Source organism: Duganella sp. FT27W (genome assembly GCF_009295655.1).
Lineage (GTDB): Bacteria > Pseudomonadota > Gammaproteobacteria > Burkholderiales > Burkholderiaceae_D > Rugamonas > Rugamonas zoogloeoides.
In genome coordinates this window covers 685039-697165 of the sequence record NZ_WHIV01000005.1, presented here as the reverse complement: position 1 = coordinate 697165, position 12127 = coordinate 685039, and the positions used below count along the sequence as shown (strand labels likewise).

At 64.1% G+C, this 12127-nt stretch carries 13 protein-coding genes; 8 read left to right on the top strand and 5 right to left on the bottom strand.

Going from position 1 to position 12127, the window contains the following annotated elements; translation table 11 throughout:
• The first annotated feature begins 104 nt into the window (after nt 1-104).
• Nucleotides 105-680 (top strand): superoxide dismutase [Fe], encoded by a 576-nt coding sequence (sodB, locus tag F8197_RS25035; protein ID WP_019921809.1) that lies wholly within the window; start codon nt 105-107, stop codon nt 678-680.
• A gap of 78 nt (nt 681-758) precedes the next feature.
• Here sodB and F8197_RS29015 read toward each other — a convergent pair whose 3' ends face one another.
• The gene (locus tag F8197_RS29015; protein ID WP_227012399.1) at nt 759-1205 is read right to left on the bottom strand and encodes a hypothetical protein; all 447 of its coding nucleotides are present in this window, start codon (nt 1203-1205) and stop codon (nt 759-761) included.
• A gap of 176 nt (nt 1206-1381) precedes the next feature.
• On the opposite strand from F8197_RS29015, the gene F8197_RS25025 reads away from it, so the two are divergent.
• The 6 genes from F8197_RS25025 to F8197_RS25000 are packed head-to-tail and all read left to right on the top strand — an operon-like array spanning nt 1382 to nt 6873.
• Nucleotides 1382-1645 carry a DUF4148 domain-containing protein gene (locus tag F8197_RS25025; protein ID WP_152884396.1) on the top strand — a complete coding sequence of 88 codons (264 nt, stop codon included), beginning with the start codon at nt 1382-1384 and terminating at the stop codon, nt 1643-1645.
• 18 nt (nt 1646-1663) lie between these two features.
• Nucleotides 1664-3112 carry an efflux transporter outer membrane subunit gene (locus tag F8197_RS25020; protein ID WP_193333560.1) on the top strand — a complete coding sequence of 483 codons (1449 nt, stop codon included), beginning with the start codon at nt 1664-1666 and terminating at the stop codon, nt 3110-3112.
• A gap of 55 nt (nt 3113-3167) precedes the next feature.
• Nucleotides 3168-3668, top strand: coding sequence for a MarR family winged helix-turn-helix transcriptional regulator (locus F8197_RS25015; RefSeq protein WP_019921805.1), 501 nt, complete (start codon nt 3168-3170; stop codon nt 3666-3668).
• A gap of 10 nt (nt 3669-3678) precedes the next feature.
• On the top strand, nt 3679-5805 hold the full coding sequence (locus F8197_RS25010; protein ID WP_152884394.1) for an FUSC family protein: 2127 nt from the start codon (nt 3679-3681) through the stop codon (nt 5803-5805).
• The gene (locus F8197_RS25005) at nt 5795-5995 is read left to right on the top strand and encodes a DUF1656 domain-containing protein (protein WP_019921803.1); all 201 of its coding nucleotides are present in this window, start codon (nt 5795-5797) and stop codon (nt 5993-5995) included. Before F8197_RS25010 ends, F8197_RS25005 begins: the two co-directional genes overlap by 11 nt.
• Before the next feature lie 17 nt (nt 5996-6012).
• The gene (locus F8197_RS25000) at nt 6013-6873 is read left to right on the top strand and encodes an efflux RND transporter periplasmic adaptor subunit (RefSeq protein WP_373996973.1); all 861 of its coding nucleotides are present in this window, start codon (nt 6013-6015) and stop codon (nt 6871-6873) included.
• Between the two features lie 2 nt (nt 6874-6875).
• Here the strand turns inward: F8197_RS25000 and F8197_RS24995 are convergent, their stop codons facing one another.
• From F8197_RS24995 to F8197_RS24985, 3 genes are all read right to left on the bottom strand, one after another.
• Nucleotides 6876-7622 (bottom strand): SDR family oxidoreductase, encoded by a 747-nt coding sequence (locus F8197_RS24995; protein ID WP_152884392.1) that lies wholly within the window; start codon nt 7620-7622, stop codon nt 6876-6878.
• A 49-nt stretch (nt 7623-7671) separates the two neighbouring features.
• The gene (locus tag F8197_RS24990) at nt 7672-8004 is read right to left on the bottom strand and encodes a hypothetical protein (protein WP_056138984.1); all 333 of its coding nucleotides are present in this window, start codon (nt 8002-8004) and stop codon (nt 7672-7674) included.
• A 71-nt stretch (nt 8005-8075) separates the two neighbouring features.
• A complete protein-coding gene (locus tag F8197_RS24985) occupies nt 8076-10046 on the bottom strand; it encodes a TonB-dependent receptor (RefSeq protein WP_227012398.1) in 1971 nt (656 codons plus the stop codon).
• 162 nt (nt 10047-10208) lie between these two features.
• Between F8197_RS24985 and F8197_RS24980 the strand changes: the two genes are divergently transcribed.
• The gene (locus F8197_RS24980) at nt 10209-11003 is read left to right on the top strand and encodes a class III extradiol ring-cleavage dioxygenase (protein WP_152884390.1); all 795 of its coding nucleotides are present in this window, start codon (nt 10209-10211) and stop codon (nt 11001-11003) included.
• A gap of 60 nt (nt 11004-11063) precedes the next feature.
• On the opposite strand, the gene ylqF is transcribed toward F8197_RS24980, so the two are convergent.
• The gene (gene ylqF / locus F8197_RS24975) at nt 11064-11987 is read right to left on the bottom strand and encodes a ribosome biogenesis GTPase YlqF (protein ID WP_229214530.1); all 924 of its coding nucleotides are present in this window, start codon (nt 11985-11987) and stop codon (nt 11064-11066) included.
• Nucleotides 11988-12127: the final 140 nt, after the last annotated feature.

Sequence of the window (12127 nt, the reverse complement as noted above, 5' to 3'; positions counted from 1 at the left end):
ATGGGGGGCCATTTTGGCAACCGGGCGGCATCCCCCGTACAATAATGACGTTTCGCCAAAAACCACCTGGTTTCTGATAAACCCCATCCCATAAAGGAAGCTCCATGGAACATACCCTGCCACCTCTGCCATATGCAATCGACGCCCTGGCGCCACATATCTCGCAAGAAACGCTGGAATACCACTACGGCAAGCACCATCAGACCTATGTGACCAACCTGAACAACCTGATCAAGGGCACCGAGTTCGAAGAACTGCCACTGGAAGAAATAGTCAAGAAATCGTCGGGCGGCGTCTTCAACAATTCGGCGCAAGTGTGGAACCACACCTTCTACTGGAACAGCCTGACCCCGGGCGGTAAAGCCGTGAGCGGCGCGCTGGCCGACGCCATCAACGCCAAGTGGGGTTCGTTCGACAAGTTCAAGGAAGAATTCACCAAGTCGGCCGTGGGCAACTTCGGTTCGAGCTGGACCTGGCTGGTGAAAAAGGCTGACGGTTCGCTGGACATCGTCAACACCTCGAACGCCGCCACCCCGCTGACCACCGATGCCAAGGCACTGATTACCTGCGACCTGTGGGAACACGCTTACTACATCGACTACCGCAACGTGCGTCCTAAGTACATCGAGACCTTCTTCGCGCTGGCGAACTGGGACTTCGCAGCCGCCAACTTCAACTGACCGAAGACACTCCGGCTGCTTTAAGCTAAAAAGCCCGAACCCTGCAAAGGGTTCGGGCTTTTTTACGTCCATAAAAACTCAAGGCCGCGCGGTCGGTACGCCGCCGGTGCGCCGTCCCAGTTCCTCGCCGCCTTCGATATCGCCCTTTACTTCGGTATCGCTGTCGCCGCGGCTGTCGTCGGGTTCGGACTCGATGCCGACGTGGTCGTCCGGCACGCTGCCGTCGTCATCAAGCGGCACCGGGTCGCGGAAGTCGCCGTCAACCAGGCGGTCGGAAGAGGGCATCGCTTCCACGTGGTCGAAGCCGATATCGCCCGCTTCCAGCGTCTGCGAGCCGACGTCGATGCGCTCGCCCGTGCCTTGCGCATCGGTATCGCTGTCAAGCGCCATGTCGTGGTCATTGGCCACGTCGCTGCCGCTGTCGGAGTTGTCGCTCGGTCCCAGGCCACGGGTGCCGTGACCGGTGCCCAGGCTGCGATCGTTACCTCCGAGAATGTAGTCCGGGTCCAGGGTGCTGTCTGCCATGATCTGCTCCTTCAACTGTAAAACACCATTGCACCACTGCCGGTGCTCCGGCTCGGTGCGGCCACGCGCACATTGCGGCACTTGGCTATCGTGCCGATAGGAATTTTTTACTTTACAAATGTACTATTCAGGGATATAGTTACGTTCATCAACAACATCACTGACCAGGAGCCATCATGAGCACCACCACCAAAGACCTGCTGCGCGCTGCCGCCACCGTCGTCTTCGCCATTGCCGCCACCGCCACTACCGTGAGCAGCGCCTTCGCTGCCGAAGCGGCCGCCAACACCACCACAGTTGTCGCCAAGGCCGACCAGCCACACCAGCTGACCCGCGCCGAAGTGCAGGCGCAAGTGATCGAAGCCCGCAAGAACGGCACCCTGCTGGAAACCGAGGCCGACTTCGACGTTGCCCAGACCCGCCAACACGTCGCCAAGTAAGCAGCAATGATCTTCGCCATGACTTCGTCCTCCCGCCCACAGGTCCGCCCCCTCGCCACAGCACTATTGGCCTGCGCGCTGGCGGTGCTGGCCGGCTGCGCCGACATGGGCAAGATCGAGCCGCAGGCAGTCGCCATCAAGCCGCTGGAACTGAACGCCGGCAAGGCCATTGCAGACGCCGGCGCCGATGTGGCCTGGCCGACGCAAGCCTGGTGGGAAGCGCTGCACGACGAGCAATTGAACGCACTGGTGGCCACGGCAATTGCCGGCAGCCCCAACCTGCGCGCTGCCGAAGCGCGCGTGCGCCAGGCCGAGTCGCTGGCCGGCGTGGCCCGTGCCGGCACGCTGCCCAAGGTCGACGCGTCGGCCAGCATCGACCGCGAACTCTATACGGGCAATGGCGCGATTCCCGCCGCCCTGGCCGGCAAGACCGCGTGGAAAAACACGGCCATGCTGTCGGGCTCGTATGACCTCGACCTGTGGGGCCGCAACCGCGACCTGTTGGCCGCCGCGCTCGACGATGTGCGCATGGCCTCGGCCGAAGCGCAAATGGCGCGCCTGACCCTGGAAACGGCCATCGTGCGCGCCTATATCCAGTTATCGCTCGACTACACGCTGCAAGACAGCGTGGCCGAGAACCTGGAACAGCGCCACCGCATCCTCGAGATCACGCGCCAGCGTCGCGCCGCCGGCCTTGCGACCGAGCTGGAAGTGGCAAACATCGAAACAACGCTGCCAGCTGGCAAGCGCGAGCATGAGCAGATCGGATCGTCGATCGCCCTGCTGCGCAACCAGCTGGCAGCCCTGATCGGCAAAGGACCGGGCGACGGCGAATCGATCGCCCGGCCACAGCTGACCCTGCAAGACGGCGCTGGCGCGCGTGTTCCCGCCACGCTGCCTGCCGAACTCGTCGGTCGCCGGCCCGATATCGTGGCCCAACGCTGGCGCGTGGAAGCGGCCGGTGCGCGCATCAACAGCGCCAAGGCCGACTTCTATCCGAACGTGAACCTGGCGGCGTTTGTCGGTTTGCAGTCGCTGGGCTTTCCGCGCTTTTTGGAAAGCCACGCGAAGATGGCCGGCGTCACCCCGGCGATCAGCCTGCCGATTTTTGAAGGCGGCCGCCTGCGCAGCCAGCTCGGCAACCAGACTGCGCTGTACGACGTGGCCGTCGAGCAGTACAACGGCGTGGTCGTCCAGGCCATGTCGGACGTGGCCAACGCGCTGGTGCGGATCGAATCGGTGAAGCAGCAAGATCAACTGGCGCAGCAGGCACTGGCCTCGGCCCGGCGCCAGCAGCAGCTGGCCGAACGGGCCTACAAGGCCGGCATGACCGATTCGCTCAACGTCATCAACGCCCAGCTGACGTTGCTGAACGAGCAGCAGCAAATGGCGCAAGTGGCAAGCAAACAACTCGATAACTATGCATTGCTGATGACGGCACTGGGTGGAGGGGTAAAACTGGATTGATCCCCAGTTTCTAATAGTACAATCGTCCTTTTACGATGAGCAGAGGAGCAAGGCAATGAGTAGTAGTTTCGACGCGACCAACAAGCGCCTGAAAAACATCCATGCCCGTATCCCTGAGTTTCCAGAGGATCTCATGCGGTTGCTGCGCATGACCTATCACGTCCAGAAGCGCATCAAGGACCTGAGCAACGCAGCATTGCGCAAACACGATCTGGTGGACACCAGTTATATGGTACTGGCGGTGCTGTATGGATCGGAAAATGAAACCTCCACCGCCTCCACGCTGGGCGAAGCCTGCATGGAGAAACCGGCCAACCTGACGCGCGTGTGCAACGACCTGGAAAAACAGGGCTTGATCTCGCGCGGCAACCGGCCCGGCGACCGGCGCTGCGTGATGATCACGCTGACCGACGCCGGCCGCGAGATGGCCGAAAAAGTGATGCCCGAAGTCTGGGGCACCACCACGCGTGCGTACGACGGCTATGCCGCATCGGACATCGCCGCACTGGAAACCCTGCTCGCAAGGCAGCTCGACAACCTGGAAACACTCACTTAGGCAAGCAAACATGACCTCTCCCCGCGCCGCCACTCCTGATAAACACCAGAACGCGGCGCGCGGAGCGTTTCACTGGTTCGCCAGCGAAACGGCGGCCTGGTACGGCGTCGAAGGTCCGCGCCTGATGTACGTCGTCAAGGCCATGCTGGCCGCGTTTATCGCGCTGTGGCTGGCTTTCCGCCTCGAACTCGACTCCCCCTTCACCGCGCTGGCCACCACCATCATCCTGGCCCTGCCCAGCAGCGGCATGGTGCTGGAAAAAGCCTTTAACCGCTTGCTCGGCACGCTGGTCGGCTGTACCGCTTCGGTGATCCTGGTGGCGCTGTTTCCGCAGTCGCCGGTGCTGCTGTTTAGCGGCGTGGCGCTGTGGATTGCGCTGTGCACGGGCGGCGCCGCCATGCACCGCAACCAGCGCTCGTACAGCTTTGTGCTGGCCGGCTACACCGCCTGCATGATCGCCGTGCCCGCCATCGACAACCCGGCCCACGTGTTCACGCTGGCCGTCACCCGCCTGACCGAAGTAGGCCTGGGCATCATCGTCGCCACCGTGGTGCACGACGTGATCTTCCCGCGCCGTCATTCGCAGACGGTGATGCGCACCGTGCAGGCGCGCTACACGAGCTTTATCGGTTTTTGCCAGAAGGTGCTGGAGCACCGCCTGTCACCGGCCGAGACCGAAATCAATCACCTGAAATTCGCCGCCGATATCGCCGCGCTGGAATCGGGCCGGGCCGCCGCCTATTTCGAGGCCGGCCACGCCAGCGCGCACACGCGCCAGCTGCATGCATTCAACGCCGCCTTCATGGACGTGCTCACCACCTTTTATACGCTGCACCGGCTGATCCACCGCCTGCGCGCCAACAACGCGGTGCCGGTCCTGGCGCTGGTCGAACCGATCCACGCCAGCATGGCGGCAGCGCTCAAGGACGATTTGACCGCCGCGCGCATGGCGCAGATGCGCACCGGGCTGGCCGCCGACATCGCCGCCGCCCACGCCCAGGCGGGTCCACTGGAACGCCCGCAGCGGATCGACTTCGACACGGCGGTGGAACTGCTGCAGCGCTTCGCGCGCGACCTCGGCGAATTCGCCGCGCTGTACCACGGCCTGGCCGAAGACAAGCGCCAGCAAGTGAGCGATCCGGTCAGCTACACGCCGCGCACGCCGCCAGCCATCGTGCTGGCATCGAGCTTCCGCGCCGGTGCCACACTGCTCGTCGCCGCCGGCGCCTGGTACTGGCTGGCCTGGCCCGGCATGGGCAACGTGATCCTGATGGCGACGATTTTCTGCGCGCTGGCGTCGTCGTCGCCACGCCCCACCGCCATGGTGCACCAGGTGCTGATCGGCTTCCTGATCGCCGTGCCGCTGTGCTTTGTGACCGAGTTCTGGCTGGTGGCGCGCGCCGACGATTTCGCGCCGATGGTGCTGGCCACCCTGCCCATCTTCGCGCTGGGCGCCTACATCACCACCATCCAGAAATGGGCCGGCATCGGCATCGGCCTGGGACTGTTCCCGGCCACGCTGCTGGTGCCCACCAACCAGATGCACTACGACGTCGAATCGTTCCTGTCGAGCGAACTGTCGCTGATCATGGGCGTGGTAGTGGCGTACGTGATGTTCGCGGTGGTGCTGCCCGAGCACACCATGGGCCAGCGCGACCACGTGGCCGCCGCCCTGTGGCACGAAGCACGCAGTGCCTGCACGGCCAAGCTGGGACGCCTGAAACGCCGCTTCGACAACCGCGTGCGCGACCTGCTCAGCCAACTGAACGCCGCCTCCGGCCCGGCCCCGAACGACGCCGCGCGCGCCGTGGTGCGCCAGGGCCTGACCCTGCTGGAACTGGGCCACGCGGTGATCGAACTGCGCCAGCTGATCGCGGCCTCGCAAGCGGGCCCGGTGCGTCACAGCCTGCAGCAGGTGGTGGCGCGCGTGGCCGACTACCTGCAAACGCCGCAGCGCGCCCAGGGCCAGCTGGCGCTGGAGGTGATCCTGCAAGCGGGATCGGCGATCCGCGCCGTGCTGCCCGAGGCCGCCAACGACCGCCTGCCTGCACTGCATACCGCGCTGGCCGACCTGCATTCCATTTATACGTCCTTGCTGGACCAGATTTCAACAGGAGAACCCCGCCATGCCACGTGATATCAACTTTTTCGGCGTGCTGCTGCCCGGCGTGCTGCCGCTGTTTTTGCTGACGCTGGTGCTGCAAGTGGCGCTCGACAGCGTGCTTACCCGCGTGGGCGTGTACCGCCATAGCTGGCACCCGGCGCTGGTGCGCGTGTGCCTGTTCGTCTGCATCTTCAGCGCCCTGCTGATCACCCTGTATCAATAACTTTTGCGAGATCAACCGTGAGCGCATCCAAAATCTTCCGCTTCTTCCTTACCGTACTGTTACTGGGCGCCGCCCTGTTCCTGGGCCGCATGGCCTGGGACCGCTACATGGATTCCGCCTGGACCCGCGACGGCCGCGTCAAGGCCGACGTGGTCACCATCAGCGCCGACGTGGCGGGCACCGTCACCGAAGTGCTGGTGCGCGATAACCAGTTCGTCCACAAGGGCGATGTGCTGTTCGTCGTGGACAAGGCGCGCTACGAGAACACGCTGGCGCAGGCCAACGCCATGCTGCGCTCGCAGCAGGTGGAAAAAGGCCGCCGCACCAAGGAAGCCAACCGCCGCAATGCCCTTGACGCCTCGATCATCTCGGCCGAAAACCGCGAGACCGCCGAATTCGCGGTAGGCACGGCGTCGGCCCAGTACCAGGCGGCGCTGGCCGCGCGCGACCTGGCCGCGCTCAATGTCGAGCGCACCACCGTGCGTGCGCCGGTCACCGGCTATGTCACCAACCTGAATGTGCACGCGGGCGATTTTGCCGCCGTGGGTGCGTCCAAGCTGGCCGTGATCGACAGCGCCTCGTTCTACGTGGTGGGGTATTTTGAAGAGACCAAGCTGCCGCTGCTCAAACTGAACGACAAGGTCGAGATGCGCCTGATGAGCGGCGACATCGCGCTGCACGGCCACATCGAAAGCATCGCGCGCGGCATCACCGACCGCGACGCCAACCTGGGCCGCGAACTGCTGGCCGACGTCAATCCGACGTTCAGCTGGGTGCGGCTGGCGCAGCGGGTGCCGGTGCGTATCCACATCGACCAGCAGCCCAAAGACGTGACACTGGTGGCCGGCACCACCTGCACGGTGGTGATCCATAGTTGACGCTAGCGCGCCCCGCCGGCGTCGAGCAGCGCGCCGCTGACATACGACGATTGCGGCCCGAGCAGCCAGAGGATCGTCTCGGCGATTTCCTCGGGCTGGCCGCCGCGCTGCAACGGCACGGTGGACGCCAGCTTGTTGACCCGGTCGGGATCACCGCCGCTGGCGTGAATGTCGGTGTGGATGATCCCGGGCCGCACGCAATTCACGCGGATACCATCGGGCCCCACCTCCTTCGACAGCCCCAGCGTCATCACATCGATCGCGCCCTTGGTGGACGCGTAGTCGACATACACATTGCCGGCGCCATGCTTCGACGCGCCCGAGCCCACGTTGACAATGCCGCCACCGTGGCCGCCAAGCGAGGTCGCCATGCGTTTGATCGCCTCGCGGCTGCACAGCAGGTAGCTGAGAATATTGGTGGTAACCACCCGCTGCAGGCGCTCGGCCGACATGTCCACCAGCTTGCCCTGTTGTTCCAGCACGCCCACGTTGTTGACCAGCGCCGTGAGCGGCCCCAGTTGCGCATCGATGGTGGCGAACAGGCGCAGCACGTCCGCTTCCACGGCCACGTCGGCCTGCACCGCAATCGCCGCGCCGCCTTCGGCCGCGATCTGCGCGCGCAGGCGTTCGGCCGCTGCCACATTACCCAGGTAGTTGATGCAAACGGCGTAACCGCGCCGGCTGGCCAGGAGCGCGGTGGCCGCGCCGATACCCCGGCTGCTGCCGGTTACCAACATCACTTGCTTCATCGCTGTCCTTGTAAAAAAGCCCGCTGACGCGGGCTGTGGCTGACTGTGATTACACGTCCGGAGAGGTATGCGTAAGGGCATAGTGCAGGTGCTGCCACCAGTGCTCGCGCGAATCGACCATGCGCAGGCACTTCTTGTCCACCTCGGTGGGGAACACCTTATCCTGGCACTGCCTCGTCATCAACGCATTGCGCTGGTTCTCGGCATTGACCAGCGCTGCCGACAACCATATCACCAGCCCCAGCAGCACCACGGCCGTGGTCCAGGCGATATGGTTGATATAGGAAAACTCGTACAGGTTCTCGATGGCCGGTGCTGATTCCTTGTAGATATGCATCACCTTGCCTTCGGCATCCTTGCGTTCCTTGCTGATTTCTTTCATCGCTCATCCCATCGAATAAAACCGCGCCCGCGTCGCAGACGTGCCACGACGCGAGGTTACCACTGTTTCGCTTAAAAGTCGTAGCGCGCCGAGAGTTTCAGCTGGCGGCCGTCGGCGGTGTAGATGCCGCCGTTGCCGAACACGCAGTTGAATGCCTGCGAATAGTAACGCTTGTCGGTCAGGTTCTGGCCCGACAGCGCCAGTTCCCACTGGCCGAACTTGCGCGCGTAGCGGGCATCGAGCGTGGTGTATGACGGGATCTTGCTCGAGCAGCTGTTGGCGTAATCGTCGCCATAGCGCTGGTCATCGACCCATTGCACGCCGATGTCGGCGCTCTGGCCGTTGGCCGGCATCCAGCTCAGGCGCGCGGTCACGGTATTTTCGGGCACCAGTGCAATCTGCTTGCCGTGGTTGACGCCGGCGCGGAACTTGGCGTCCACGTACTGGTAATGGGCGCTCACGCTCCAGTCGGCGGCAATGCGCTGTTCGGCATCGAGTTCGAAGCCCTGGCGCCTGGTCGGATCGAGGTTGGCGTTGGCGCCGAACGGCGGCACGGTCGGATCGTAGAAGATCTCGTCGGTCAGGTTGCTGCGGAAGATACGCGCGGTAGTCTTGCTGCCGGCACCCATGACGTAAGTGGCGCCCAGTTCCAGGTCCTTCGATTTCTGCGGACGCAGTACCTGGTTGACGACCGGCGTGCCGGCGTTGTCGTCCGCGTTGGCCAGGCGATAGCTCTGGCCTGCCTTGCCAAACACGGTCAGCCCGCTGACCGGCATGTAGCTCAGCTGGACCTCCCAGGCGTTCACGCCCTGGGTGGTGTCGTAGCCGGTGGTGGCAAAGCCCAGCGGATCGCGGAATTTTTTGTCGAACAGATCGCGGCGCACGCCGGCGGAGATGCGTCCTTCGTGCACCGGATCGAAACGCAGTTCGTCGCGAAGGTAGATGGCTTTCGATTTCTGCTCGGCGTCGGCGGCGGAAAAATCGGCGGTGGTCGTGCGCTCCCACTTGGTGAAGTCGGCGCCGAACACCAGTTCATTGACCATGCCGCCCACCGCGCCCAGCTTGCGCACGCGCGGCGAGAACTGCCACTGTTTGGTTTCGTAGCTGCTGGCCGACGGTCCGAACTGCGAGACGTACAACGCATCGACAGTCTTTTTGCGGTACGACAGCTCGGCTGCCACGTCGTGGCCGGCCACACGGTACTCACCAAAGGCAGTCAGGCGGTCGCTGTCGAGCGAGCCGTAATCGTTGGGCGAGCGGGTCTGGCGCGGATTGGCGTTGAACTGCGCTTCGGACAGCGCACCGGGCAGACGCGAGTCCTGGCGCGCGCCTTCGTAGCGCACGCCCACGCGGCCGGCGTTATTGTGCCATTGCAGACCGCCGCTCAACTGGGTTTGCTTGAAGTCGTTGTTGTCGCGGTAGTTGTCGGTGCGCTGGTGGCCGGCGCTGACGTCAGCCGAGAAATCTGCCCACGACTGCGCCATGGTGGCGCGCGCTTCGCCGGCGTTGAAGCTGCCGCCTTCGACGAACACGCTGCCGCTGCCGGCGCGCTGGTTCGGGCGCTTGGTGACGATGTTGATCACGCCGCCGGTGGCGCCGTCGCCGTACAACACGCTGGCGCCGCCGCGCGTGATCTCGATGCGCTCGACGCTGTCGATCGGGATCGTGGACAGGATGGCGTTGGCTTGTTCGTTCTCCGACAGGCGCACGCCATCGACCACGATCACCATGTTCTGGGCGCTGTTGGCGCCGAAGCCGCGCAGGTCGAGGCCGAAGTCGGGGCTGCCGGTGAGGCTCTGGCGGCCGTACACGCCGCCGATCTTGCGGATCGCGGCGTTGACGTCGCCAGCGCCGGCGCGGCGGATCTCGTCGGCCGTGATCACGGTGGCGCCGATGGGTGCGAGCGACGGATCGGCATCGAAACGGGCGCCGGTGATGGTCACGGGATTCAATTCCTGTGCAACTTGCGCCAGGGCGGCGGGCGCGGTGAAGCAGAGGGACATGGCGGCGGCCAGCAGGCGCGGACGGAGGGAGATAGACATGGGATGGATGACCAGTGAAACGGGAAGGCGCATATTATACGCGTGATATTTTTACTTCTGCCGCGATCCAGAATCTGGATCGATACTATCGATATTTCCGCCATTGTGGGCTACAGCGCCCGTCCCTATATTGGCAGATTGAATTGCACGGAGCTGACCATCATGACCCTCCCCACCTATTTCCTGTCGCACGGCGGCGGCCCCTGGCCGTTCATGATGGACCAGGTAGGCCACCTGTACGCACAGCTCGACGCCTCCCTGCGCGACATTCCGCGCCAGATTGGCGGCAAGCCGCGCGCGGTGCTGGTGATCACCGCGCACTGGGAAGGACGCGACTTCCTGCTGTCGTCGTCGGCGAAACCGCCGATGATTTACGATTACGGCGGCTTCCCGCCGCACACGTACCAGGTGCAGTACCCCGCCCCCGGCTCGCCCGAACTGGCCGCGCGCGTGCAGGCGCTGTTGCAGGCCGGCGGCCACCCCGCGTCACTCGACGACGGGCGCGGCTTCGACCACGGCACGTTTTCCGCCATGGTGCCGGTATTTCCGGACGCGGACGTGCCGATCGTGCAGCTCTCCCTCAAGCACGGACTCGATGCGCGCACCCATGTCGAGGCGGGCCGTTTGCTGGCGCCGTTGCGTGATGAAGGTGTGCTGATCGTGGGCAGCGGCCTCAGTTACCACAACCTGCGCGCGTTCAACGCTCAGGGCGCGGCAGCGTCGCATGCATTCGACGACTGGCTGCGCGCAGCGATGGCGCTGCCCGCCGCCGAACGGACGGCGGCGTTACTGGAATGGGACAAGGCGCCCGGTGCGCGCATGGCGCATCCGCGGGAGGAGCATTTACTGCCGTTGATGGTGGTGCTGGGTGCGGCCGAAAACGATACGGCCACGGTGCCTTATCACGAAGATGCGTTCATGGGCGCGCTGGCGGTAAGCAGCTTCAAATTCGGGTAGCCGACAGCAGAACCGTCATCCCTGTGCGGGGACGACGGTATGGACGGTGCAGGCAGACGGTTACGTCCCGCGCTTGCCGTTGGCGGCGTTGCGCGCCTTTTCGGCCGCAGCCGCCGCCTTTTCCGCATTCTTGACCGCCATCTCCGCCTCGTGCGCCGCCAGTCGCTCCGCGCGCGAGGCCGGGGTTTCCAGCGAAATGCGGCCGAGCACGCCGCTGCGGTAGTCGCCCAGGAAAGTGTGCGACGCCTTTTCGAAGTCGTAGTCGCCACCCTTCTGGCGGAAGCCGCGCTTGGCCGCGATGCCTTCCACCACGGCGATGCCATCAAAACTCTCGATGTCCTTGAAGCCGTAACGCGCCACCAGCAAATCAGGGTAGTAACGCAGCATTTCGTCGGCCAGGTACACGGCCACTTCTTCCTCGATCAGCGCGTTGGAGCCGATCGCGTGGCTGGCGGCCAGCATCAGGCCGTCGGTAGGCAGCGCGATCTTGGGCCACAACATGCCGGGGGTATCGACCAGGATGGTGTTCTTGTCGAGGTAGAGCTTTTGCTGCTGCTTGGTCACGGCCGGCTCGTCGCCCACCTTGGCCACGCGTTTTTTCAGCAGCGCGTTCATCAGCGTCGATTTGCCGACGTTGGGGATCCCCATGATCATGATGCGCAGCGGCTTGGTGGGCACGCTGCGGTGCGGCGCCAGCTTGCGCGCCAGGTCGAGCACGCGCGCGACGTCGGCCGGCTTCTTGGTCGTCATCGGGTACGCGGTCACGCCGTCCTGGGCGTTATAGAAGTCGGCCCAGCGCGAAGTGGCGTCCGGGTCGGCCAGGTCGATCTTGTTGAGGATTTTCAGGCACGGCCGCTGGCGGAACTTGCGCAGCTCCTCCACCATGGGGTTGGTGCTGGCCTCGGGCAGGCGCGCATCGACCACCTCGATCACCAGATCGATGTTTTCCATTTGCTCCGCCGCCTTCTTCTTGGCGGCGTTCATATGCCCCGGGTACCATTGTATCGACATGCTCTGACCTTCAAAATCGTTCTGACAATCCGCTATTTTACCTGCTGGCCGGTGCGGGATTCGGATATCATGGTCCGTCTTGCTTTTCCCTAATCATATAAACAATATTGTCA

Bases quoted from the DNA above. Each gene is read 5' to 3' on its own strand.
- sodB (WP_019921809.1), top strand. From the start codon at position 105: ATGGAACATACCCTGCCACCTCTGCCATATGCAATCGACGCCCTGGCG.
- F8197_RS29015 (WP_227012399.1), bottom strand. From the start codon at position 1,205: ATGGCAGACAGCACCCTGGACCCGGACTACATTCTCGGAGGTAACGAT.
- F8197_RS25025 (WP_152884396.1), top strand. From the start codon at position 1,382: ATGAGCACCACCACCAAAGACCTGCTGCGCGCTGCCGCCACCGTCGTC.
- F8197_RS25020 (WP_193333560.1), top strand. From the start codon at position 1,664: ATGACTTCGTCCTCCCGCCCACAGGTCCGCCCCCTCGCCACAGCACTA.
- F8197_RS25015 (WP_019921805.1), top strand. From the start codon at position 3,168: ATGAGTAGTAGTTTCGACGCGACCAACAAGCGCCTGAAAAACATCCAT.
- F8197_RS25010 (WP_152884394.1), top strand. From the start codon at position 3,679: ATGACCTCTCCCCGCGCCGCCACTCCTGATAAACACCAGAACGCGGCG.
- F8197_RS25005 (WP_019921803.1), top strand. From the start codon at position 5,795: ATGCCACGTGATATCAACTTTTTCGGCGTGCTGCTGCCCGGCGTGCTG.
- F8197_RS24995 (WP_152884392.1), bottom strand. From the start codon at position 7,622: ATGAAGCAAGTGATGTTGGTAACCGGCAGCAGCCGGGGTATCGGCGCG.
- F8197_RS24990 (WP_056138984.1), bottom strand. From the start codon at position 8,004: ATGAAAGAAATCAGCAAGGAACGCAAGGATGCCGAAGGCAAGGTGATG.
- F8197_RS24985 (WP_227012398.1), bottom strand. From the start codon at position 10,046: ATGTCTATCTCCCTCCGTCCGCGCCTGCTGGCCGCCGCCATGTCCCTC.
- F8197_RS24980 (WP_152884390.1), top strand. From the start codon at position 10,209: ATGACCCTCCCCACCTATTTCCTGTCGCACGGCGGCGGCCCCTGGCCG.
- ylqF (WP_229214530.1), bottom strand. From the start codon at position 11,987: ATGAACGCCGCCAAGAAGAAGGCGGCGGAGCAAATGGAAAACATCGAT.